Source organism: Enterococcus pallens ATCC BAA-351 (assembly GCF_000407485.1).
Taxonomy (GTDB): Bacteria; Bacillota; Bacilli; order Lactobacillales; family Enterococcaceae; genus Enterococcus_A; species Enterococcus_A pallens.
The window spans coordinates 713,057-737,607 of sequence record NZ_ASWD01000001.1; the positions used below are offsets into that span (position 1 = coordinate 713,057).

22 protein-coding genes are annotated in these 24,551 nt (G+C 41.4%); 4 read left to right on the plus strand and 18 right to left on the minus strand.

What is annotated here, in order from left to right; all coding sequences use genetic code 11:
* Window positions 1-82: 82 nt before the first annotated feature.
* From I588_RS03460 to I588_RS03505, 10 genes are all read right to left on the minus strand, one after another.
* A complete protein-coding gene (locus I588_RS03460; RefSeq protein ID WP_010757556.1) occupies window positions 83-907 on the minus strand; it encodes a carbohydrate ABC transporter permease in 825 nt (274 codons plus the stop codon).
* Between the two features lie 12 nt (window positions 908-919).
* Window positions 920-1,792 carry a carbohydrate ABC transporter permease gene (locus I588_RS03465; protein ID WP_010757557.1) on the minus strand — a complete coding sequence of 291 codons (873 nt, stop codon included), beginning with the start codon at window positions 1,790-1,792 and terminating at the stop codon, window positions 920-922.
* Between the two features lie 17 nt (window positions 1,793-1,809).
* Window positions 1,810-3,060 carry an ABC transporter substrate-binding protein gene (locus I588_RS03470; protein WP_010757558.1) on the minus strand — a complete coding sequence of 417 codons (1,251 nt, stop codon included), beginning with the start codon at window positions 3,058-3,060 and terminating at the stop codon, window positions 1,810-1,812.
* A gap of 293 nt (window positions 3,061-3,353) precedes the next feature.
* Complete coding sequence (locus I588_RS03475; RefSeq protein ID WP_010757559.1) at window positions 3,354-4,382, minus strand: LacI family DNA-binding transcriptional regulator; 1,029 nt, start codon at window positions 4,380-4,382, stop codon at window positions 3,354-3,356.
* Between the two features lie 38 nt (window positions 4,383-4,420).
* Window positions 4,421-5,410: an aldo/keto reductase gene (locus tag I588_RS03480; RefSeq protein ID WP_010757560.1), complete on the minus strand. Its 990-nt coding sequence runs from the start codon at window positions 5,408-5,410 to the stop codon at window positions 4,421-4,423.
* A gap of 312 nt (window positions 5,411-5,722) precedes the next feature.
* Window positions 5,723-6,745 (minus strand): LacI family DNA-binding transcriptional regulator, encoded by a 1,023-nt coding sequence (locus I588_RS03485; protein ID WP_010757561.1) that lies wholly within the window; start codon window positions 6,743-6,745, stop codon window positions 5,723-5,725.
* A gap of 80 nt (window positions 6,746-6,825) precedes the next feature.
* Window positions 6,826-8,034, minus strand: coding sequence for an MFS transporter (locus tag I588_RS03490; protein WP_010757562.1), 1,209 nt, complete (start codon window positions 8,032-8,034; stop codon window positions 6,826-6,828).
* Between the two features lie 9 nt (window positions 8,035-8,043).
* Window positions 8,044-10,248 (minus strand): alpha-galactosidase, encoded by a 2,205-nt coding sequence (locus I588_RS03495; protein WP_010757563.1) that lies wholly within the window; start codon window positions 10,246-10,248, stop codon window positions 8,044-8,046.
* A 282-nt stretch (window positions 10,249-10,530) separates the two neighbouring features.
* Window positions 10,531-11,004 carry an IS200/IS605 family transposase gene (tnpA, locus tag I588_RS03500; protein WP_010757564.1) on the minus strand — a complete coding sequence of 158 codons (474 nt, stop codon included), beginning with the start codon at window positions 11,002-11,004 and terminating at the stop codon, window positions 10,531-10,533.
* 186 nt (window positions 11,005-11,190) lie between these two features.
* Window positions 11,191-11,754 carry a sugar O-acetyltransferase gene (locus tag I588_RS03505; RefSeq protein ID WP_010757565.1) on the minus strand — a complete coding sequence of 188 codons (564 nt, stop codon included), beginning with the start codon at window positions 11,752-11,754 and terminating at the stop codon, window positions 11,191-11,193.
* 281 nt (window positions 11,755-12,035) lie between these two features.
* Here I588_RS03505 and I588_RS03510 point away from each other — a divergent pair, with 281 nt between their 5' ends.
* From I588_RS03510 to I588_RS03520, 3 genes are all read left to right on the plus strand, one after another.
* The gene (locus I588_RS03510) at window positions 12,036-12,899 is read left to right on the plus strand and encodes a PucR family transcriptional regulator (protein WP_010757566.1); all 864 of its coding nucleotides are present in this window, start codon (window positions 12,036-12,038) and stop codon (window positions 12,897-12,899) included.
* A gap of 127 nt (window positions 12,900-13,026) precedes the next feature.
* On the plus strand, window positions 13,027-14,136 hold the full coding sequence (locus I588_RS03515) for an ABC transporter ATP-binding protein (protein ID WP_010757567.1): 1,110 nt from the start codon (window positions 13,027-13,029) through the stop codon (window positions 14,134-14,136).
* 262 nt (window positions 14,137-14,398) lie between these two features.
* Entirely contained in the window at window positions 14,399-14,830 is a 432-nt protein-coding gene (locus tag I588_RS03520; RefSeq protein WP_010757568.1) for a rhodanese-like domain-containing protein, read from the plus strand.
* Between the two features lie 223 nt (window positions 14,831-15,053).
* Here I588_RS03520 and I588_RS03525 read toward each other — a convergent pair whose 3' ends face one another.
* The 7 genes from I588_RS03525 to I588_RS27490 all read right to left on the minus strand — a co-directional run bounded on the left by I588_RS03525 (window position 15,054) and on the right by I588_RS27490 (window position 21,303).
* The gene (locus tag I588_RS03525; protein WP_010757569.1) at window positions 15,054-16,187 is read right to left on the minus strand and encodes a 5-methyltetrahydropteroyltriglutamate--homocysteine S-methyltransferase; all 1,134 of its coding nucleotides are present in this window, start codon (window positions 16,185-16,187) and stop codon (window positions 15,054-15,056) included.
* A 413-nt stretch (window positions 16,188-16,600) separates the two neighbouring features.
* On the minus strand, window positions 16,601-17,170 hold the full coding sequence (locus I588_RS03535; protein ID WP_010757570.1) for an NAD(P)H-dependent oxidoreductase: 570 nt from the start codon (window positions 17,168-17,170) through the stop codon (window positions 16,601-16,603).
* Between the two features lie 264 nt (window positions 17,171-17,434).
* Window positions 17,435-17,773 carry a GNAT family N-acetyltransferase gene (locus I588_RS03540; protein ID WP_010757571.1) on the minus strand — a complete coding sequence of 113 codons (339 nt, stop codon included), beginning with the start codon at window positions 17,771-17,773 and terminating at the stop codon, window positions 17,435-17,437.
* A complete protein-coding gene (locus I588_RS03545; RefSeq protein WP_010757572.1) occupies window positions 17,770-18,318 on the minus strand; it encodes a GNAT family N-acetyltransferase in 549 nt (182 codons plus the stop codon). Before I588_RS03545 ends, I588_RS03540 begins: the two co-directional genes overlap by 4 nt.
* 329 nt (window positions 18,319-18,647) lie before the next feature.
* Window positions 18,648-19,712, minus strand: coding sequence for an AbrB family transcriptional regulator (locus I588_RS03550; RefSeq protein WP_010757573.1), 1,065 nt, complete (start codon window positions 19,710-19,712; stop codon window positions 18,648-18,650).
* A gap of 114 nt (window positions 19,713-19,826) precedes the next feature.
* The gene (locus I588_RS03555; protein ID WP_010757574.1) at window positions 19,827-20,309 is read right to left on the minus strand and encodes a hypothetical protein; all 483 of its coding nucleotides are present in this window, start codon (window positions 20,307-20,309) and stop codon (window positions 19,827-19,829) included.
* Window positions 20,310-20,484: 175 nt separating this feature from the next.
* Complete coding sequence (locus I588_RS27490; RefSeq protein WP_010757575.1) at window positions 20,485-21,303, minus strand: hypothetical protein; 819 nt, start codon at window positions 21,301-21,303, stop codon at window positions 20,485-20,487.
* A gap of 915 nt (window positions 21,304-22,218) precedes the next feature.
* On the opposite strand from I588_RS27490, the gene I588_RS03565 reads away from it, so the two are divergent.
* Window positions 22,219-23,268: a hypothetical protein gene (locus I588_RS03565; protein ID WP_010757576.1), complete on the plus strand. Its 1,050-nt coding sequence runs from the start codon at window positions 22,219-22,221 to the stop codon at window positions 23,266-23,268.
* 343 nt (window positions 23,269-23,611) lie between these two features.
* Here I588_RS03565 and I588_RS03570 read toward each other — a convergent pair whose 3' ends face one another.
* On the minus strand, window positions 23,612-24,550 hold the full coding sequence (locus I588_RS03570; protein ID WP_010757577.1) for a phosphoglycerate dehydrogenase: 939 nt from the start codon (window positions 24,548-24,550) through the stop codon (window positions 23,612-23,614).
* Window position 24,551: the final 1 nt, after the last annotated feature.

Consider the following 24,551-nt stretch of genomic DNA (forward strand, 5'->3'; position numbering starts at 1 on the left):
CTAAACATTGAGGGTTTAGCAGGGATAGTGACCACAAAAAGACTTGATCGGTACTGGACCAATCAAGTCTTTGTTTCAATAATTATTTTACCGATCCGCTGGTCATACCAGAGATAATATTCTTCTGGAAGATCAGGTACACAATCAAAATTACAATAATTCCGATCACATAAGAAGCAAAGGACGGACCGTAGTCGCTAAAGTATTGTCCTTGATAATTGTACTGGAACAACGGCAATGTCCAGCTGGAGGAATCCTTGTTCAAAATCAGCAAGGGCAGCAGGAAGTCATTCCAAACCCACAAGGCATTGATGATTAAGGTTGTGGCATGCATCGGCTTCATTAATGGGAAGGCAATCTGAAAATACATTCTAAATTTTCCGCAGCCGTCAATTTCTGCTGCTTCGTCCAGCTCAACCGGAATTGCCGTTTTAATGTACCCTACATACAGGAACAAGGTTTGAGGGACCGCATAGGCTAGATACAAAATAATCAAGCCAGCAATATTGGACAATCCCAATTTGGTCATCATAGAGGTAATCGGAATCATGATAACCTGAAAGGGAACAAAAATCCCTAAAATCAAAAAGGAATACATGAGAGCAAAGGCTTTTTTGCGGCTGATATTTCGAGCAATCGAGAAAGCCGCCATCGGAACAAACAAGGTGATTAAACAAATTGCTGCCACCGAAATCAGCGCAGAATTAAAGAAGTATTGGCTAATGCCATCTGTAATCAGCCGCTGGTAATTATCCAAAGTAAAGGGGTTGGGAAACCCGAAAAAGTTTCCGGTAATTTGATTGGTTTCTTTAAAAGAGCTTAACAGAGTCAGGAACAACGGAACAAAGATTAGGATGAACCCAATCAATAGTACCGCATAATGACCAATGGAGCCTTTTTTTTTCATGGGATCTCCTCCTTAAATTTCGAACCGTTTAGACAAACGAATTTGCAAGACTGAAATAATCGCAATTGCCACAAACAATACAATCGCAATCGCATTGGCATAGCCGTACTGATTATTTTTAAAGGCATAATTGTAAACCAGCAGGCCCAAGGTAGTGGTTGAATCGCTAGGCCCACCGCCAGTCAGTGCGTAGATCAAATCGAATGCGGTCAAGCCGCCTTTAAGTGCCATAATGAAAACCATACTCAAGGAAGGCAGCAGATACGGCAGCTCAATATTCGTAAAAATCTGCCAATTGGTGGCCCCATCAATCGAAGCAGCTTCGATAATTTCTTCTGGGATACTTTGCAGACCAGCTAAGAAAATTACGATTGGCATCGCCACTCCCTGCCACAAAGCTACAAACAGCACACCCCAGAAAACCGTTTTTTCATTAGCAATTAGATTCTGCTGCAAAAACTCAATGCCCAACGCTTCCCCCAGCTGAGGAATCCCATAGTTGAACACCTGCTTGAAAATCAAGCCCAAGGTTACAGTGCTAAGAACCGCCGGGAAGAAGTAGGCGGTTCGGAAAAAGCCTACTCCCTTCATTTTACGGTTCAAAAATCGGGCAATCGCAATCCCTAAAACTACTTCTCCCACAATTAGACCAATGGTGAAGATAGCCGTAAAGCTGATGGATTTTATAAACTTCTCATCAGACAAGATCGCCTGGAAATTGGCAAAACCAACCAGATTGTAATTGGAGGTTAAGCCGGTCCAATCGGTGAAGCTGTAGAAGAAGCCCTGCAGCATCGGAACATAAAAGAAGACTACTTGCAGCAGCACTGGAACAATTACGAAAAGATAGGCCCAGCTTTTATTGAAAAATCCTTTTCTTTGCATGTTCGTTTCCTCCCTGATTATTTCATCGTGTCGAAGAAATTATTTAGATTGGATGCCAGCTTATCCTTGTCGCCGCTGTTTACATATTCAACAGTCATGTGATGGAAGGTTTCCTCTGAGGTCCATTCTTTTTGCAGCCAAACGATCTGCTGATCGGTAAACACGTACTGATTGACTCCTTGCATTTCTGGGAATTTACCTTCCGTATCAACCGACATTACCGAAGTCGGCGCCCCATTTACATCATAGTATTTTTGCATCGCTTCTTTAGAGGTCATGTATTCCACAAATTTTTCTGCGGCTTCCTTATTTTCGGAGCTTTCAGCAATCGACAAGGCTAAATCTGCTGCACCAACGGTTAACTCCTCCCCTTCTTTTTGTCCAGGGTAAGCAAACATGCCGATTTCAAACTCAGGTTCTTGGTTCTGCACAGCCGGCAATGCCCAAATACCATTCGGGAAGATTAATGCATCGCCTTTAGCGAAGGCAGCAACCGCATCGTCATAGGTAGCACCTGAAGCATTTTTTTGTCCATTGCCGCTTAAAAGATCCAGCTCCTTGGTAACATTTTTAAAATCAGCGTTGGAGGTTTTAATTGCTCCTTTAGGGCTCCGGACTAAAGCATCATTGGCTCCCTCAAAGCCGCCATTCGTTGTTGCCCAAGCTAATTGATGATAACCGTTTAAGGTCCAAGCATCTGATTGTGTTAGCGACAGGGCAAAAGGTGTTTCATTTTTATCCTTAATCTCGGTAACCAGCTGTTCAAATTCTGCCCAGGTTTTAGGAGTTTCTAAGCCTAGCTCCTCGAATTTATCTTTATTGTAAAAGAAGCCCCACGCATTGCTGGTTAATGGTACTGAATAAATCTTATCGTTGATCGCATAGGTTTCAGCAGCCCCTTCTTTTAAATTATCCAAGTAATCGTTTTCAGTTAGATCTTTAAAAACACCATCCTTGGCCCATTCTTGGAAGTCATTGTTTTGGGGATAAACATTGATAACATCCGGTGCATCATCACTGGAAATACGAGTCTTCAAAACAGTAGCGCCATCGGGTACATTGGTAAAGTTAACCTTGATATCGGGATTCTCTTTTTCAAAATCCTTGATAATTTCATCTAGGGTACTTTGCATTTCTTTTTTTTGATTATAAAACTCAATCTCTGTTTTCCCCTCAGAACTGGTTCCTCCGCCGTTTCCGCAAGCGCTTAACATTATGCCAGTACTAAGTAATGCTAACCCACTGACAACTACTTTTCTCATATCCATTACTAAACAACCTTTCTATTCTGTTTTTGTTTTGTTAATTGTTTTCTTATGTTTTAGATTAACGTTTATCTGGTAAAATGTCAATATTTTTTTAAGATGTTTCTGGAAATTATCTCAAAAGACTGATAAAACAGCATCCGAAGCTGGATGTTCTTCTGCAAAAAGGTCTGTAATCCCTTTTAGTAAACAAATAGAAAAAGCGGAATTATCGATATGTGTGATAAAAAGCAGAGTAAACAATGGTAAACACTACGCAATAAAAAAGCCTAGAGAAACTTCTCTAGACTGATCGTTTATTTTTTCTTGCAGGCTCGTTCACTTTCCCGCACAATAATCGTTCCTGGAACATTAATTCGAACTGGGACACAACGAATGCCCTGAATTTTTTCTGCCGCCATTCGGACACCAAGGGCACCAATTTCTTCGGTTTCAATATTGACGGTACTTAAAGACGGCGTCAAGAATTCCGCTACCTCAATATTGTCATAACTGACAATCGAAATGTCCTCAGGAATACGAATATTCTTTTCCTGTAAAGCCCGATAGACACCGACAGCCATCGGATCACTGCCCACCACAATCGCGGTGGGCAGCTGCTTGTCCTGATAGGCAGCCAGAAATGCTTTCCCTAAGCGCATACCTTCAAGCGTGGTCCAATCACCAATAAAGGCTGACGAATATTCCTCCAGCTGCTGCCGCTTCATCCAGTTCAGGTAGGCCATATGACGGACATCGTCATACTTGATGATCTCACTGCCGTTATTGCTGCGAATCCTTCTGAAGCCGCCGATAAAAACAATCCTGCGATGACCCATTTGATACAACCGATCCAGATGGGCATTGGTTGCCTCTTTTAGATCGGAATAAACCGTATCAAACTTCTTGGAAACCCTGGCATCGTCAATGATAACAACATTTCGGTTTTGACTGTAAATTTCCTCTAGCAGCTGCTCATCTACTTGACCAATCACCAGTACAGCACCTAATTTCCCGATTCCCTCCAGCTTAGGATTTTGCGGCAAGCGATAGACATTTTCAATTCGAAGATGGGCACGTTTGGCTTCCTTTTCCATGCCAATCCTAATATTGCGGAAATATGGATCGTCCCACTCATTGATTTTGGTCACCGAGGTAACAATTCCAATCGTTGCCACTGTCCGCTTGGAACGTTCCTTTTTCTCATACCCGAAAAATTCTACTGCGGCCATGATTTTTTGCCGCGTTTCTTTAGTAACTGTCAACGAGGCATCCTGGTTTAGTACCCGCGAAACCGTCCCAGGGGATACCCCGGCCTTTTTGGCAACCTCTCTAATCCCAACCATTTCTCTCCCCCTTTTCCGTGTCCCACCAGTTTTCTCGGCTATTCCTTTAGCAGCTGGTCAATCGCTTGTAGCTCCTGATCAGTAAAGGCGACGTTTTCCAAGCATTTCACATTGTCCTCCAGCTGCTTCAAGCTGCTGGCCCCCACAATAACACTGGCCACAGACTTCAAACGAAGATTCCAAGCTAAGGCCATTTCTGCCAATGTTTGGCCCCGAGCTGCAGCCAATTCATTCAGCTTAGACACCGAGGTCAAGGTTTTCTCAACCTTTTCCTCATTTAGAAATGGACTGTCCGAACGGCTGGCCCGCGAATGTTCTGGAATCCCATGTAAGTACTTGTTGGTCAACAACCCTTGAGCAAGGGGACTGTAAACAATCGCACCAATCCCTTCAGCCTCTAACACCTCCACCAGTTCCTCCTCAATCCAACGATCGAACATATTATAGTTGGGCTGATGAATAATAAAAGGAGTCCCCAACTGTTTGAAAAGCTGCGAAATCTCCAACGTACGCTGAGCATCATAATTGGATACCCCAATGTAAAGAGCTTTGCCTTGCTGAACCAGCAGATCCAACGCCCGCGCCGTTTCTTCCAAAGGCGTTTCGTAATCAGGCCGATGGTGATAAAAGATGTCAAAATACTCCACGCCTACCCGCTTCAAGCTTTGATCACAGCTGGCGATTATACTTTTCTTTGACCCCCATTCACCATAGGGACCTTCCCACATGTAATAGCCCGCTTTAGACGAAATAATCAATTCATCACGATAAGCACCCAGTTCCTCCCTGAGCATTCGACCAAAGTTGCTTTCAGCTGAACCGGCAGGCGGTCCATAATTATTAGCCAAGTCGAAATGAGTAATACCTAAATCAAAGGCCCCCAAAATAATCTCCTTTTGGTTTTGAAAATAATCGGTGTCGCCGAAATTATGCCACAGTCCTAACGACAGTGCCGGTAATTTAAGACCCGATTTTCCCACACGATTATATTGCATTTGTTCATATCTTTTGGTATTTGCTTGATACATTCGATCCACTCCATTATCTTTTTCAATTCCAACCAGAAAAGCCTCCAACCAAGTAATCGGTTTCAATTCGGAAATAACCCCGAGCTGATGATAAATTTCCCGACTAAAAAACAATTTAAATCTTTACTCAAATGTTTAGCTATATGTTTTCTGATTTTAAGGTTATCGTTTATTAAGTAAAAAGTCAATTCTTTTTTAAACGTTTTCTTAATCATCCCTATTCTTATCAACAAAACAGGCGTTCTCAACTCAACATTCACACCACGTCAAAAAACGGCTAGGTAGCTAAACCTAGCCGATTGTGTTTACTGTTTAATCAGGCACAAAGCTCTCACGAATAATCAATTTTGCCGGGAAGGACAGCGTGACATTAACTTCCCGTTCCTTTTGAATTTTTTCATTTGCCAAACGAACAGCTGCCTTACCTAATTCCTTGGCATTAACTTTAACCGTCGTTAAATTCGGCGTCAAAAACTCGGCAATTTCAATATCATCATAACTGGAGACAACCACATCCTGACCAATGACCTTCCCAGCCGATTGCAGAGAACGATACACTCCCACTGACAGGGGATCACTTCCCACTAACAGCGCCGTCGGGAAATTAGCGGCTCTTTCTGACAACAGCTCATCAGCCATCCGTTTCCCCTCCAAGGGTTCCCATTCACCTAATTTATAGGAAATTTTATCCGCCAACCCTTGTTCGGTCATAAATTCTTTATAGGCCTTCAAGCGTTTTTCGTTTTCGTTGGCTACCTCATTTCCCTGCTCATCGATATCAATGTTATAGCCGCCGATATAAGCAATTTCCTGATGTCCGGCTGCCACAAATAAGGACAAGACTTTCTTGGTTACTTTAGAAAAATCAGTGTACACTAAATCCACAGCCAAATCGATGTCTGGATTGTCCAATAAAATAATTGTGTCGTTATAAACAAGCAGCTTCTCAATTGACCGTTGCTCAATTGTCCCCAATATCACTAGAGCATCTAAATTGCTGATCATTTTAGTTTTTTTGAAAATGTCTGTCAACGTATATTGCTCCAAATTGAACTGCCGCTTTTGACATTCCTCTTCCATACTTAAGCGCAGCTCGCTAAAGTACGGGTCATCAATTTCTCGTTGGCGCGTGATTGTAGAAACCAAGCCGATTGTCGTCGTTTTCGCCCGGTTGTATTTTCTTTTTTTAATGTCGTAATTCAGCTCTCGGGCTGCCTGATAGATTCTTTCTTTTGTAGAATCCGTGACCGAAAGGGTTTCATCAGCATTTAGCACTCTCGATACGGTTCCAGGACTTACCTGAGCTCTTCGTGCAACGTCGCGAATACCTACCATATTATCAATACCTCATGAATTTTTACTTTAACAATAATACATGATTCCTGATAAGTCAAAGTTTCGCCACGTTTAGCATTCTATTTTGAGTTCAAGGCCTTGCTGCCGACCATGCGTTTTTGAAAATGGTCGGTGTTGTTTAGCCATAGCACCACCAGCACTAGTAAAACTAGACCAAATAAAATTTTAAAAGGCGCAAACAGGCTGGATGAACCGGAAATCATTTGCAAAATTCTTAAACCAAAAGGTGCCACGAAATTTCCTAAATTACAGCCGATTAATATAATCGAGGTGGCATAATTCATTTTGCTGGAAGGAGCATATTTGTTTAACGAGTTATAAATGAAAGGAAAAATCAGACTGCCAGGAATCCCGCTAATAAAGTACCCTACCAGCAGCAATCGAAAATTCCCCTCAGAATTGCCGATTAATATAGTAGACAACGCTAGCAAGCCTAAGCCGATATACAAACATTTCTCACCAAACAAACGATTGACCTGCCCAAAGGTCGCTCCAGTTAAAATACCAATAATCGGCATAACCGCCAAGAAATTCGAGGCGTTGTAGCTGTCTCCTTTCATAGAGGCTACCATCGCTGGAAAGCGTACACCAATTGCCACGAAGATCATCACCAAAAATAGGGCAAACAAGGAAAGCAAATACACCTGCGGCAAGACCTGAGGAACCTCCTCGGTATCCAAAGGTGAAATTTCCTCTTCCGTATCCTGGTCACTGATTTCTGGTACAAACAAACTAAACATGACTAAAATCGGAAAGGCCAACAGATACACACCAAAGGACAGCTTCCAGCCAAAGGCCAGCAGCAAGCCTGCCAAAAGTGTCATGGCAGCACTGCCGATATTTTCGGCTGACCCGCGAAAACCTAACAAGGTAGCCCGTTTGTTCGGTTCCTTTTTGTACAGCAGGTTAATGATCGAAACCGCCAAGGAATTAAACAAGCCGAAGCCGGCACCTAGCACAAAGCGGCTGGCAATAATCAGCGGGTAGTTGGTTAAGAAGATCGGAACTGCCCCACCAATTCCTACTAATAGCAACCCCAGCTGTACAGTCTTTTTTACTCCAATCTTCTGAGCAATGAAGCTGGAAAGGACGACAAAAATTACTACGGCCAGCGCTGGGACCGTCGCCACCAGCTCTCCTTGTGTCGTGGACATCCCCAGACTGTTTTTCATCTGAGGAAGGGCACCATTGATTGCTGTAGCACTGGTTAACAGCATAGAAATTGCTAAGATTGAAAGCTGTGTGATAACCGAATTCTTCTTATCCATTTTTTTACCCTACTTTCTTTTTAAATGAATCAGCTGTGTTTGGAAATCGCCATAAAAATCTGGATAATACAAGCCGATATTCATCAGCTCTGATCCTGAATAAACGGCACCTGATTCAGTATCTTCATACAAGCTGTTTTCAGCTAAACCAGCCAAACGAACTTCATTAAAGACCGGCTGCGCATTTGCCAACACGCGACCAATGAACAACAACGCCTCATCCTGTTCTTCAGATACAAACATCCAGGAAGCCAAATTGCCTTCAAACGGACTTTGCAGTCGAATAAAGTCCCCAAACTGTACTAATTTCCTAATCTCCTGATAATAAGCCACCTGTTGTTTCACCTGCAGCTTTTCCTCTGCACTCATTAACGTCAAATCCAATTCATAGCCAAACACCCCGCACATCGCCACATCGGAACGCGTTTTTAATGAAGTAATCCGACCAGTTTGATGATTTGGCACGGCCGACACATGCGCCGTAATCGCCGAAGTGGGATAAGCTAAGCTAGTACCGTATTGAATTTTCAATCGTTCCACCGCATCGGTGTTATCGCTGGCCCATGATTGTGGCATGTAATATAAGAATCCCGCGTCGAACCGTCCACCGCCGCCAGAGCAGCCTTCCCACAAAATGCTGGGATATTTTTTAGTCAAATTCTCCAGCAGTTCATAGACACCTAAGATGTAGCGATGAGCTGTTTCTCCTTGGTTTCCTGCTGACAGGGCTAAAGAGTAAGCATCCGACATACTGCGATTCATGTCCCACTTAATATAGTCAATTGCTACTTTATCCAAAAGTTGTTCCATTTGAGCCTGAATGTTCTCCCGCACTTCCTTGCGCCCCATATCCAATAAATGCTGATCGCGGGAAGACGACGGAGCTCTTCCGGGTTCAGTCATCAAGAAATCCGGATGCTCCCGATAAAGCTCGGAGTCCATAGAAATCATTTCCGGCTCGAACCACAAGCCAAATTTCAGCCCTTTTCGATGGACATAGTCAGCGACCCCCTTCAGACCATTTTCCAGCTTGCCCTCAAACTCAAACCAATCCCCTAAAGAAGAATTGTCTGAGCTGCGCTTGCCGAACCAGCCATCATCCAACACAAACATTTCAATTCCTAAATCAGCCGCTTCATCAACAATTTCTTCAACCTTTTTACTAGTAAAATCAAAATAAGTCGCTTCCCAATTGTTCACCAGAATCGGCCGTTCCTGAAATTGATGTTGCCCCCGAGCTACTCGTTCCCGTAACAAATGATGATACGTATCACTCATTTTGTTCAAGCCTTTATCGGAATACACCAGTAAAACCTCAGGCGTTTGAAATTCTTCAGCCGGCTTTAATTCCCAGGAAAAATTATAGGCATTGATTCCAGCCACAATCCGCAGCTGATCAATTTGATCCTTTTCCAATTCAAAGGCATGATTACCGGAATACACCAAGTTAAAGCCAATCGCTTCGCCGGTAAATTCATTGGTATCTTTACCTACAATTGCAACAAAACTGTTCATGTGATGGCTTGATGCCCCACGGCGACTTTCGAAGGCCTGAATTCCCGTCGAAATTTCTTGACGAGCGATTTGGCGTTCTCGCACATGCGCTCCTGGCAGCGAAATCACCTCTTGATAAATCCCGCTGTTGGTCAGATCTAACTGCATCGAGGCAATCTTTTCGATATTGATCGTTGCCGTCAACTCGTTTCTAACCTTGGTTGAGCGAGCAATCACTGCCCGATCACGATAAATCGTAAACAACAGATCTAAATAAATTTCTTGATCTCGATCCTTTAAGGTAATGGTCAACGTACTTGCTTCAGCTGCATCGTTCACATAAGCTGCGGGCAGTCCTGTTAAAGCTGGTTTGCCCTCATCAATCCGATAATCAAAATAGCGGAAATCATGCAGGTTTGATCCATTTTCGCGACGAATAATTGACGCTGGGATGCGATAATCCATCGAACCATGGCTGGAAAACTCCTGCGGCAGCGTGTCTTTGGAATACGCTCGGTCAGGATGCCCCGGCACATTGCCAGAAAAACCCCGATCACGATGCGGATAGTTTTTATGATCCCCGTAGCTTGCGACTTTTTTGCCAAAATAGATATGACTCAATACATTGTCGGCTTCAATTTTCATAATGTATGAGATTTCACCATTGGATAAATGGAAAACCCGCTGCTCTTCATTAAAAGTAATTAGTGCCTTTGACATACATTTTCCTCCGTTCAGTAAACAAATAGTTTTATCTTCTTTTGTTTACTTTAATGTTTACCTAACTGTTTTGTCAACGATTTTTTTCGTTTTTTCGCATCTTTTTTACAATCTAATCAATTATTGGCCTTTGAATGCTATTCAAAAAATCAAAACCACCCGTGGTAACGGGTGGTTTGCTCTTCGGCTGAAAGCCTCTTTTACCGGCCTTGGCCTAAAAGGCCTTCTGAAGGGGCTTCCTCCCGCACCACTATTACCCACTGATTCTAAAAGAATCTCGGATTATTTCTTTTTGTTTTTTTCTCCTGTAAACGGATCATATTCTTCAAATAATGTTAACTGATCTGCTGCATAATCATCTTGTAATTGATTACGAATATATTCTGCTATCTTCTCCTTGTTTCGTCCGACTGTATCCACGTAATAGCCACGACACCAAAATTTTCGATTCCCATAACGATATTTTAGATTGGAATGACGATCGAATATCATCAAACTACTTTTTCCTTTCAAGTAACCCATGAATTGAGAAATACTTATTTTGGGCGGGACGCTAACAAGTAGGTGAATGTGGTCTTTACAGGCATTTGCTTCGAGAATTTCTACTCCTTTTCGTTCGCATAATTCTCGAATAATCTCGTCGATGCTTTGTTTGTATTTTCCATAGATAATCTGCCTTCTATACTTTGGGGCAAATACAACGTGGTACTTACATCTCCAACTGGTATGTGATAAACTTTCTTTGTCCTTTTTCATAAGGGTACCTCCTAATTTGTTTGCGATGCGGTCGGGAAACCAGCATCAGTTTAACATTCTAGGAGGTTTTTTCACTACCACGCTGGAAGCTCTCCGGAACCACCTGCATAGCAGGTGGTTTTCAAAGCATACAACCAATAAAAAAAGCAGTCCAGCAATTGCTGAACTACTTAACGATTGTTCTCTTCATTCAATTTTTTTGATCACCTGACAGGGTGAACCAAAAGCCACCACATTGGCGGGCACATCTTTGGTGACTAAGCTTCCTGCACCAATAACCGTATTTTCACCAATCGTTACCCCTGGAAAAATGATTGAACCAGCTCCAATCCAGACATTTCGTTTAATTACTACTGGCAAATTGTATTGGGCATTTTTTGCTCTTAGTTGAGGATCCAGCGGATGAGTCCCCGTAATAATGGTGACATTTGGTCCAATCATGGTATCCTCATGAATCTCGATCCGCGTATCATCCACCAAGGTCAGATTGAAATTGGCGTAGACATTTTTCCCAAGGTAGGTATTTTTTCCCCAATTTGCATGCAAGGGCTGCTCGATATACACACCCTCCCCCTTAGCGCCTAATAATTTTTCCAGCTGCTGGGCTTTTTCCTCCACCTGATCTGGCGGAATCTGGTTGAACTCATGCAGCAGTCGATTATAGTGCAGCTTCTCTGCAAAAATCTCGCTATTTTCGTAATAGATTTCACCGGCGTTCATTTTTCGTTTAATCTCTTGAGTCGTGTCCATCTGCTTCACCTCGAATTTTTTAGCTGTCAAAAACTCTTTATTTTGACATACTCGTTGCGATAAGTTTACTAAACAATTTTGAAAAAATCAAACTTTTTTCTAGTAATAATTCTCTTGCAAAATAGCTTTCCATCAACGGAAACGATCCTAAATCTTATGATGCCAGCATTTATTATCAAAGTGATTCTCAAAAAAAATTAGAAAACACTCTTCCAAAACAGTGAGTTTTCTAGTAGAATCGCCTTTAAGTAATTAAATCAGTAAACAGCAGGGGGTGCCTCATGAACGATTATCCTAAAATAAAAGCGCTTTTCCCAACCGCTATTTTAAGCGATTCTCCTCACCAAACAGATGACTTCGCTTATTTGAAGCATAACGATCACTATATCGGTATTCCCAAGTCTGATTTAACTGCCCGTGAAGAACAGCTGTTGGGACTTTCATTAACCTCTCCGCCATTACCAGCTGCTAATCAGCTATGGTACCAAATCCTTTTCCAGCATAGGATGATTAAAGAAGACGGACGCTATCGTTTCATTCAAGTAAACTTCCAGCAGGCCGATTCCGCTATGCTGAAAGCTTGGCAAAGTGAACTCAAGCACACTTTACCAACGGTGGTAGACATGCTTGTGCTGAATTCACAGCAGGCTATTTTAGTTGAAGCTTTCGAAGGTGAGCCTTTTTCAGCAGCCGAGCTAGAGGGCATTTTCTTGGCTCTCGATGCAGATTTTGCTTTCTCCACTAGGTTGTTTATCGGTCCCTTTCACCATTCTGCCCATGATTTCACAAATCTGCTTCAGGAGGAACAGAAATTATTTACTTTCAGCAACAGTTCCTTTCGCAAAGAAAAATGCGTAACTTTGTCACAGCTAAGTGTCCCTTATTTTTCGATTCATAATGTCAAAGACAGCTATCTGCTGGCCTCTTTGTACAAGGACTGGTTTGCCAGCGGGGAACTGCTGGAAATTATTCCGGTTTTATGGAGCAATCACGGCAATCTCAGCTCGACAGCCAAGGAGCTGTTTTTGCATCGCAATACTCTTTTGTACAAGCTGGATAAATTCCAACAGGACACGCTAATAGACCTAAAGACCATTGATCAGCTGTTTTTATGCTATTTGATTTTGCTTAATTACCATTATTAATTAAGCCACTTGAACAACCTGTCCATATTTCTTTGGGAATTCTTGTGCAGGTTGACATTGTCCGCAAACTTGCTTTCCCAGTATAGTGTGGTTAATCAAGCAAGCTAATCAGAAAGAAGGAACCCACATGGTAGAAATGAAACTGCAAAATGTATACAAACGTTATGAGAATAATCCCAATAATTCCGTAACCGATTTTAATTTGGCTATCGCGGATAAAGAATTCATCGTGTTCGTCGGCCCCTCTGGCTGCGGAAAATCAACTACCCTGCGCATGATCGCCGGTTTAGAGGATATTACTGAAGGCGAGCTTTCAATTGATGGTAAAGTTATGAACGAGGTGGCCCCTAAAGATCGAGATATCGCTATGGTTTTTCAAAATTATGCTCTCTATCCTCATATGACCGTTTTTGACAATATGGCCTTTGGTTTAAAACTGCGAAAATACAGTAAAGAAAAAATAAAGGATCGGGTGGAAAACGCAGCAGCAATTCTTGGATTAACCGATTACCTTTCCCGCAAGCCTGCCGCTCTTTCTGGCGGTCAACGACAACGGGTAGCACTGGGGCGGGCGATCGTCCGAGATGCCAAGGTCTTCCTGATGGATGAACCCCTTTCTAACCTGGATGCTAAGCTGCGGGTGGCCATGCGAGCAGAGATTGCCAAACTGCACCGAAGATTAGAGACGACGACCATTTATGTCACCCATGACCAGACCGAAGCGATGACCATGGCCGACCGGATTGTAATTATGAAGGATGGGTTCGTTCAGCAAATTGGCTCACCTAAAGAGGTTTACAATAAGCCCAAAAATGTCTTCGTGGCCGGCTTTATCGGCTCACCAGCGATGAATTTTTTCAAGGTTTCTTTAAATCAAGGGATTATCACTGATGGCTATGGCTTACAACTGCGTATTCCTGAAGGGAAAAATAAAGTGTTGGTTGAAAAAGGCTACGAAGGTAAAGAGTTAATCTTCGGCGTGCGGCCAGAAGATATTCACAGTGAGCAGATTGCTTTGGATGCTGCGCTTGATTCCACTGTTACTGCCGAGGTTGTAGTTTCTGAATTGTTAGGCGCAGAAACGATGCTCTACACCAAGCTTGGTGAGACCGAGTTTATTTCTAAAGTAGATGCCCGCGACTTTCATAATCCCGGGGAAATGGTCGATTTGGCTTTTGATATCAACAAAGCTCATTTCTTTGACAAAGAAAGTGAAGAAGTTATTACTTTGCCTTAAGCACAAATAAAACTAGCCGAATCAACTCAAAGGGTTGACTCGGCTGGTTTTGTTTTCACCAGAAATCGGCTTTTTTGAGAATTGAAGAAAATCTTATACTTTTCATTTAGTAAATAAACAATTGTAAAAATAAAGGCGCAGCAAGCGTTTCTCAGGCTCTTTTTTAAAACCTAATTAGAATATGTTTAAATAACGCTTGTGTTTTTTCTCATTGTATATTAATATTTGGTCGTAACAAATCTAAAGAGAAGGACTTATTACAATGAATTATTCAATGACTACCCAAGAATTTGTCGCTCTTGCCTTGGCGCAGCCTTTGCATGTACTGGATCTTAGAGACCCAGACTTTTTTGATACTGAAGAAGTTCAGACTCCTTCTTCCGTTACCCATATTCCGTTGACTCAGCTGCCTAATCGATACCAGGAATTAGATAAGTCAGAAACTTACTATCTATTCAGCCAGTCAGGAAAACGCGCGAAAACTATGGCCCGCTTTTTAACGGAAAAAGGTTACCAGGCAGTCGATGTAATCGGAGGCACCACAGCAGTATTGACCTATTTGGAAATCTTCCATTCAACACAATTGAGCCTGGCGAAGCAGTCAGCCAACGATCGTCTTTCACAGAGCTTGATCGTTATCAAAATGCTGCGTACTAAAGAAGAAATGGCTAAACGTTCTGTTGAATTCGTTTAGTACGATCATACGTACACCTTTTCATCGTGAGAATTTTTGGTTCCTGTTATCAGATGGTACTCTCTGCAGGAGAACAGTCTCCTTCGCGGACAGTCCATCCACCTCAACAACCTCCACCTAGTTACCTTCATCCGACCAAAAGATTCTCACAGCTTTCAATTCTCAAAAATCGATTCCAGCTGAGAACTCTTATATATTAAAACAGCTAAAACTTTTCCCTTTTTTAAGACTGCCAAACCTGCTTAGCCACTTCCTGCAGCAAGTGAATTTTCTCCCATTGCTCTTTCGTAGTTAATTTGTTTCCTTCCTGTGTAGAGGCAAACCCGCATTGCGGACTTATTGCCAAATTTTCCAACGGTACATATTCTGTCGCTTCTTTAATCCGTTCAATTAGCAAAGCTGGATCTTCAAGCTCAGGATACTTAGAGGTTACTAAACCTAAAACCACCTTACTGTCTGGCTTTGACCAATAACGCAAGGGCGCAAAATCCCCTGCCCGCTCGGAATCATATTCTAAGAAGAAGCCGTCATAATCGGTGGAGAATAATTCCTTGGCAATCGGTTCATAGCCGCCGGAAAACAGCCAAGAAGATGCATGATTCCCTCGACAAATGTGAGTAGTAATAGTCAGATCAGCTGGTTTATCCTTTAATGCATCGTTAATAATCGCCGCACATACTTGAGCAATCTCAGTCGGATCAATGCCCTTTTCAGTCAATTCCGCCCGCTTGTCAACATCCGCCAAAAAGGCCCAGTTGGTATCATCAAACTGTAAATAGCGGCATCCTGCTTGATAAAAGGCCTGGATTGCTTCCCGATACGTCTGGGACAAATCAGAATAGAACTCTGTTAACTCAGGATAAAGCTCCGCGATTTTTGACGAACCATCATTGGCTAACAGCTCCTGACGCAAAATCATAGTCGGGCTGGGAATCGTGGCTTTGGCATAATACCCTGGCTCGGTTTCTACTAACTCCTTTAGGAAAACAAAATCTGCTAAGAAGGGATGTGCCGGATTAAAAGAAATTTTATCCGTTACCCGAATATTATAGGAAGGTGCCGCTTTGCCATGAAATTGTTGGTTGTAGCCCTGCTCTGGCACATAACCTTCCACCCCATTTAAATGCTCCAAGAAATCAATGTGCCAAAAGCCGCGGCGGAACTCGCCGTCGGTAATCCCTTTAATACCGGCAGCTTTTTGTTCCGCTACCAGCTTGGTAATTTCCTGATTCTCCAATTGCCGCAGTTCAGCCGACGACAAATTTCCTGCCGCTGCCTCCTGACGTGCTTGTTTAATGCTTTCTGGTCGTAAAAAACTTCCAACATGGTCGACTGTAAATGGAATAGTTTGGGTCATAATTATACATCCTTTGCTAGTTTATTTAATAAAATTTTTCGATTTGATCAGTATTGTGAGAAACAAAAAAAGCCCTTCTGCCAGCATTGCTAGCAAAAGGACGAATAATCGTGTTACCACCTTAAGTTCAGAAGGTTTCCCTTCCCTCAGCCCGACTTCACACTCGTGAAATCGGAGGTCCTTGTATCGGTGGACATTCCGCTTCCAACTACCTATCGCCAAAAGTTTCTCAAAAGCCATCTTCAGCTCTTCACTTCTAACTCCTTTCACCAACCAGAGTCTCTCTAAAACCGTTCCGAGCTTACTTTCTTTCTCATCGAAAAAAATATTTTATTAATGAATAGACTATCACTAAATTCTCATTTGTCAAATGTTTTTTTAATTTTTGTTTTGCTTACTTGTATTGTGTGAGCTTACAAAGCCTGACTCATCTTCGCTAGCTTACGTAAATATTTCTCACGCTTTTCTGCCGTTGAGCCCCTCAAATAAGCAATCTCCGTCAGTTTCACCGGCTTAATGCCACACATGCCCAACACTTGACGCTTCAATACCCGGCCATAATCTTGTTGGAAAAAGCGGGCATAAGGTTTTGGAGTGTCGTGACTAGTAATAATCCAAGCTTTACGTCCCTTTAACAAACCGACTGGCAGCAAGCCTTTATACTCATAAGCAAAGCCCTTGGCAAACACACGGTCAATAAAACCCTTTAGGATCGCTGGCATACCACTCCACCAAATGGGAAAAATAAACACCAATTGCTCTGACCATGCTAAAAGTTCCCGATACTTTTTAGTTTCTTCACTGGCAGCTAACTCCCGACGTCGCAGCTGTTCATTAAATACTAATGCAGGATCAAAGTTTTCTTGATACAAATCCAGCACGTTCACCTGATGCTGACTACTCAAATTCTCTCGAACCGTTTGTAAAACACCCGCTGAGAAACCCGTATGATTGGGGTGAGCATAAATAATCAAAATATTCATTAACTGTTCCCTTCAAAAATAGTTACTGATTAGTATAGACTCTTCCAACTTTAGTGTACAGGCTAATTTTGAAAGTTGTTTTTCTCTTTCGATTTAGCCATACCTTCTCTCACTGGGTAACTTAGGTTTTTTGAGAAAAAAACTCAGCTTATCACAATGCTGCCGTGGAAACAATTAAGCTTGCCAAGTCATTTGATATTCTAATTCATTCGTATCCGGATCAACTTGACTCCCGCTGCACACAAATCCTTGCTTTTGATAAAACTACAGGGATTTTTCATTTTTTACGTACACAGATAATGTTAACCTTGCCTGCTGTTTTTTGGCCTCAGCCAGCAAGGCTTTGCCGATTCCCTGATGCTGATAGCTCGCTTGGACAAAGATTCCGGCAATATTTTGTTCCATCAAGCCTAAAAAGCCGACAATTTTATCCTCCTGATAGTAAGCAAACAAGCGAGCTTGCGGCAACATTTCCTTAACAGCTGAATAATTTCTTTGCCAATACTCAGCTGGAATAAAGGCATGTGCCGAAAGGTTGCTGGCCAACCAAATTTGGGCAATTTCTTCGATTGCGGCTCCGTCTGTTGCTAATTCTCTGATCATTTCCGCTTCGGTCCTTCCTCTGGTTTGACTGAATAAAAGCCAAAAGAAAAGTATTTCAATACCTTCTGATACGCTTCAAATGAGAAGCTCGGGTCATTCGTCAGCACGTCATAGATGACACCGAATTCCTTCACACGGTACCCGGTATCCTGCAGATGATTGTTAAAATAAAATTTTTGTCTTCGCTTTCGCTGTGCAAAATCCTCATAAGCTGGATCGACAGTTTCAATCGTAAGAACCAATCCCCGTTGAGCATACTCTTGTTGAAGCCAGCTTAGTATCTGGGAACCATAACCTTCAGATCGCTTATCAGGGTCAGTCGCCAAATAGAAAATAAAGGTTAATCCCTCATGATAAACCAAATAAGCAAAACCACAAAAATTCTCCTGATCATAAAAGGCTAAAAAATCAATTTGTTTTCGGCGGGCAAATAAACGCATCAGCCAAAAAGGCATTTGTTCCTCAACTGGAAAGGAACGCTGATAGATTTCTACAATCCGTCTGTAAGCGGACAGCTGTTTCGTAACAGGCTTGACTGTAAGCATGAAATTCTCCTTTTCCAAACTAGACGAAAAAAGACTCCTTCGAGCCTTATTTTCTTTTTGCTTCGTTTATAGTTGAAACAATTGTGATGCCGGTAATCATTCCGCAAGCAGCGGTGGCTATCAGCGAAATCGCCATAATACTAACCCAATTTGACCTCTTCATTCTATTCACCCCATCTTTTTCTCCTAAAATAAGTATAGCAAGCCAGCGTTCCCGCAGCAAATTTCGAAATCAGTCAAACAAAGTCTTTGCGAATATACTCAGCCTCACAGCATTATGGCTACGTTTTGATCAAGCTAATCTACGGTACAATAAAAAAAGCGCTGAATCAGCGCAGAAAGGATTGTTCAACAACTAAGCGAACCAATATCGGCAAAACAATAATTGTATAAAGTGTTCGACAAATTTGAATACCAGCAATTTTCGGCATGTCGCCCCCAAGCTCTCCAGCAATTAACGAAATATCCGTGGCCCCGGCTGGTGATGACGCAAATAGAGCTGAACGTAAGTCCAAGATGCCTCTTTTATAAACAATAAAACCAAACAAGACATTAATTAATAAGTAGCTGAGCAGCAATAGACAAGCAGGGATAAACAGCTGACTGATCTGTTCAAGACTCTCTCTCGTAAACGTACTGCCAATAATTGATCCAGCTAAAATTTGAGCCAACTGACGAATTTTATTGTTTAAAGGTGCTGTATTCTTCAACAGCTTTAACCCGCAGGAAAAAATCAACGAGAAAATCAGCGCCCCTACTGGTACTTGCAAATAAGTCCCTAGCAAGCCTCCTCCCCCAGCAACGAGGAGAATTAACAAATTATTGGTCAATTCACGATTGGTTCCGAAAGGTAAAGGTTTACTGACTGCTGTCTCAACTGTCTCAGGTTTTTCGTCCTTGCCTAAACGTTTTAAGATAAACGCAATCCAATAAGGCAGAATCAGGAGCATTCCCACCAAGCGAGCCAGCTGCATAGTAGCTACAATTTCAGCCTGAGCTCCCATGTCGATACTGATTAAGGACACATCCATAATTCCTCCCGGCAAACAACTTAGCAGGGCTGTGATTAAGTCAATCGAAAAAAAGCGGGCAAACAAAAAGCCCATAACAAACGTATTAATCGTAAAAAAAGTCATCAGCAAAACAATCGATTTTGCCAGCTTAGGAAAGTTCAGCAAATCCCGCTTTGACACCTGCTGCCCGATGTAGGCACCGCTGACAATTTGGGCGATAACCTTCAAACTGCCAGGCATAAACATCGCATTCGATAAAATGGAAAAGACCGCTACGGCCAGCATGCTACCGGTCATAAATGCAGCCGGCATTTTCAACCGTTTGGCTATTGCGCCGCCTAAAAAGCCGACAATTAATGTTCCTGCAATTTTTAATAGCAACTGATAACTCTCCTTATAAAAAGAATTGAATTCAACAGCTTCATTTTATCAGTTGATTACTACTTGAGACTGTTTTTTAATTGTTCTTTTTCAATAGCAAAACTCTGAGTTCCTTTATTCTCCACGAATATCTGAAATTTTCTGCTCAATTCGTTTCGTAGTTAGACGATGTCTAACACTACCAATACTAAGGATAATCAACACGAAAATGGTCGTGAAAAAAACCAATGGCGACTTTGGCAACCCAAATTTTCCAAACAATTCATAGGTCACGTAAATACTGTTTAACAGACCCGCTAACGCTACGTAGAACCAAGCAGTTGCTTTATCAAAATACAGCAGCAACTTTTTGAGATCATTCGTTTCTAAATTCATGCCACGAATAATTATTAATGCGCGTTCCTTTTCCTTGTGAATTTTCAAGGGAGGAAATAACCAATAGATGGGAGAAACCTTCTCAATTGCTTGTGATTTATCAGAAGCAATTTTGGAAAAAGTGACCGCCTGATCGAGTAACTCTAAAAAAGCTTGATACATAGGGAAAGTAAACAGCAACCAAGCACCAACAAAACCACACAGATTAATAAAAAGCTCCATGTCTGCACCTCATTTCATTAAGAAAAATAGATTATTGTCCAATCATACCTTTACTGAGATCATCCCTCAAGGTTTCATAAAAAAAGAAGACAGAATCCTGTAGCTCCTTCAAAAAGTTAGACCAAAAAGCTAACTTCTTGAAATCAATACATTCACTGTCTTCTTTTAAGCTTTATTACTGTGCTCGCTGAGCATCCATCTCATTTTCCGTTTGAACTAGTTCTTCGTAAGTCAAGATACCATCACTGTTAATATCTGCTTGCGAAGTTTGTTCGCTGATTACTCGTTCGCCGTTTGGCAATACACGTAACACAGTTACTTGTTCACCCCATGGCGTGGTCAACACTTGACCAACCTGCGCGTTCTGCTGGGCATTTTTAGCATCCATTTCATTTTCCGTTTGAACCAATTCTTCATAGGTTAAAACGCCATCGTTATTAATATCTGCCTGCGAAGTTTGTTCACTGATTACTCGTTCGCCGTTTGGCAATACACGCAAAACGGTTACTTGCTCACCCCAAGGCGTCGTCAGTACTTGGCCGACTTGACTTGCTTGTTGGGTATCGCTGGAAGGTGTCGTTTGCTGTGTGCTGCTGCTTGAAGTGGCAGCACTATTTTTTTCTTCAATAAAGTCAGCGGATGGTACAATTTTCACCTTTTGCTCTTTTTTCAGTTTATCTAAAGAAGCAGTCAACGTAATCGTCTTCTCTTTCGCCTCTTCCAATTTGTAATCGTAAGTAAATTTGCCTTTATTATCTGCCGTTACCGTATCATCTTCAATTTTAATCTTTGCTTCAGGATCAGTAGTCCCTTCAATTGTCGCTTTTCCAGTATCGTCTGTTGTTACTTCCTTGGCAACCGTAAGCTTTAAGCTTTTCACCTCGGAAGTAGATGGTGTGGTGCTAGAGTTGGTGGTATCGTTGTTGCCTGAACTACAGCCAACCAAAGCAACGGAACAACCTACCAATAAAGTTAACCCAATGATCTTTTTCATTGTTCTTACCTCTTTTCTTCTCTGTAATACAATTGTAACAAATGAAACAATTTTGTAAACACCTTTCTACTAAAAACCTGAAATCTTTGCTCATTCTTATTTATCTGCTGAATTAAAATTGGTAAAGAGCTATCCAATTATCCGTTACTGAGGTAACTATTAAAAAAACAGCGATTCAACAAAAGAGGATTCCTTTTCTTTAGTTTAACATAAAATCAAATGAGTCCAAAACCTGCCATAAAATTCATATCCAGTATTTTTCAACTTTCAATTTCACAAATGACTGGTTCGTTCTAATTTCAAATTCATATGTTTTTTTATCCCCTACTAAATCTTAGCTCTCCTTAAATGAGTGATGAGTATTTTTATTAATTGTTGCGAGATATTGTTCTTGATCTTGCTTCTAGAACACTAACAATTTTCAACTATTTCAGATAACAATAATTTAGGATTAAAGATATTCTATCATTCTAAACGAAAAATCTAGAATTTCAAGAAGAATCTGATTAAAATGTATCTTTAATAATTTAAGCGACTCAATTAATTAAGTGATAAGAGCCCAATCTACTGCCTAAAGTCAATGTTTTCATTTGATTAAACTCCAATAGTTCACAATGAACTTGTTTCATGCAAAACGAACTAGAATTACTGTTTTTTTAAATAAAAGAGTTAAATATTTTCCATCCAAATTTTCAAATAACGAATTACTCATTTTTTAAAAAACAAATCTATCAAAAAAACTGTTTGCGGAAAAGGAAATAATATGAACTACGTTAAATAAAAAACATCTAATTTGTTTTCCAAATTAAATGCAAAAAAATTATGAGAATTTTTCTTAATTTGTTCTTGAATTCGTTAACATCTTAGATTAGAATAATGTCATCAAACGAGTAAATGGAACGAGGAGATGTGGACATGGAGACAACTGTATTCGGTCAAGCAACACTATTTAGATCAGGAAGAATGAACCTTGAGAAAAAATTTATAAAGGCGGCAAAAGAAACGCAAGACACTGTTTTTCTAACTCAGTGTGCAATTGCTATCATGATCCGTAACGGGCTTTCTGTCGAAGACTTTTCTTACTTCTGTAAAGATATTATTCGTGAGTGGTTTCTGACCGATGATAGCTTAAAGGAAATTCCCATGTCCTGTATTTATTTTCGTGCCTATTTTTCTGACGAGGAGTGGGCGATTGTAACCAAGCGGATGTTCGGCAGTGAAAAAGCCTTTTTGACCTGCACCGAATATGAACGTATCCATATTGATAAGCTAGGCAACCTTTTAATTTCTGGCAGCCACGAAGTTCCGCAAAGATCTAAATTAGTCTCTTTTTTCAAAGATGAGAACGGCAAACGACACGGCTGGAATCTTAGCAATGTCAACCCTCAGCTGACTAATCAACAATACTACGACTTGTTAACCATTCTCACTAAACTGGATATTTTCGAAAAAGACGGTGTTCGACGTTTTGCGGAAGTAGTCAAAGCCGATACTCTGACGGAAAAACCTCGTTTTAATAATACAAAGGAAGAGCAAACCTTAAAAGCAGCTCCATTAAGATCGATTGTCACCAAACCGACTGAGTTGTCAAAAGTCACACAAACGCCGCAAAACCGCCCTTCTGCACTAATAGAAGCAGTAATCAATAGGGCTGCCGAAAGTCGTAAACAGACTCCTCAAGAACTGGAAATCTTTTTGTTAGGCGGTTTTGATTACAGCTCGGTGCCGGATGAAAATGAATTGCTGACACTGGTGAACCAGGCTTTAGCTGAAAATAAACCAGTGACTGTGATCCAAAAGGAACAAAAACAGATAGGCAAAGCAAACAAAAGCAATAAGAAAACACGCAAGGATCGAGAGAAGTCCAAGAAAAATAGACCTCAGCTCACTAAAGAACAACGTGCCTTCCAAAACAGAGTCAATAAAGCGCTTGGAAAAAAGAATAGATCCAAAAAAAGGCGGTAGCGTGTCTGAAGGCTGCGGTTTAACTCCAGTGTGCCATAAAACGGTTAAGAGTTATTATCCAAATAATCAGACAAATACGATCGTCTATCTTTTCGGGAAAAAAACAAGAAACTTTTTAGGGCAATGGACTTAACTAATAAAGAGTCCACGGAGCATCTTAGGATTAAAAATGATCAAACGGTTTAACAAATAGTACTTCTTAAAGCACAAAGTGTATTTTCTGAACGCTAACTTGTTGCTTCAACAAGAGCATTACTACGACTAATTTTCTTTGTTTCCTAAAAAATATACACAACAAAAAACTTTCTTCCTGAAAAACCTGCTAGGAAGAAAGTCTGTTTAACTACTCTAAATACTCAACTATCAACTCTGTTGCCCGCTGAACGGTATTCATTTCCGCTTCTTGCGAACGCGAGGCAATATGAGCGGTTGGTGTAAAGTTAGGCAATTGGAAAAGGTCCTTGCGCCATCCTTCCAGTATTGGAGGTTCTTCCAAAAAAACGTCGGATGCAGCAGCAGTAATGCTATTTACTTTTAAAGCCTGGTACAGAGCCTGTTCATCTACAATTCCGCCGCGCGAGGTATTCACTAATATACAGCTGTCTTTCATTTTGTCGAAAGCGGCCTTATCGATTAATTGAGCGGTTGTTTCCGTATATGGTACATGAATCGTAATAAAATCACTGGTTTTCAGCAAGGTATTCAAATCCTCTTGCTGAACTTGGTACTGATCCAGATCAGTCTTTGGAATCTGATATAGATCGTAAACACTTGCCTGCATACCTAAACCGACAGCTCGCTGAGCGACAGCCTTGCCAATTGCACCAAAACCAATGATTCCCAGCTTTTTCCCGTACAGCTCGACACCAGTTGGCTTCGCCCAACTGCCTTCTTTTACAGCTTGAGCGTTCGTTGCAATCTGGCGTGCACTGCTAAACAGCAAACCGATCGTGAACTCAGCCACAGCATTGGTATTGGTTCCTATGCAGCGTCCCACCTGGATTTTCCGCTCCTCACAAACATTCAGATCAATATTATCAGTGCCAACACCAAACTTGACTACAGCTTCTAAATGGGAACATTTTTCTAAAAAAGCAGCATCCATTTGATCAACACCCACAATAATTCCCGCAGCATCTCGGCTGTGTTTAGCGAAGACTTCCGGTGTGAACGGTTTGCCAGTGTCATTTAGTACTACCTGAAACCCTTGTTTTTCCAAATATTCTTTTTGCTTTTGTCCGTAAGCTGCAAAACCACGAGGAGTAATCACTATTTTTTTCATG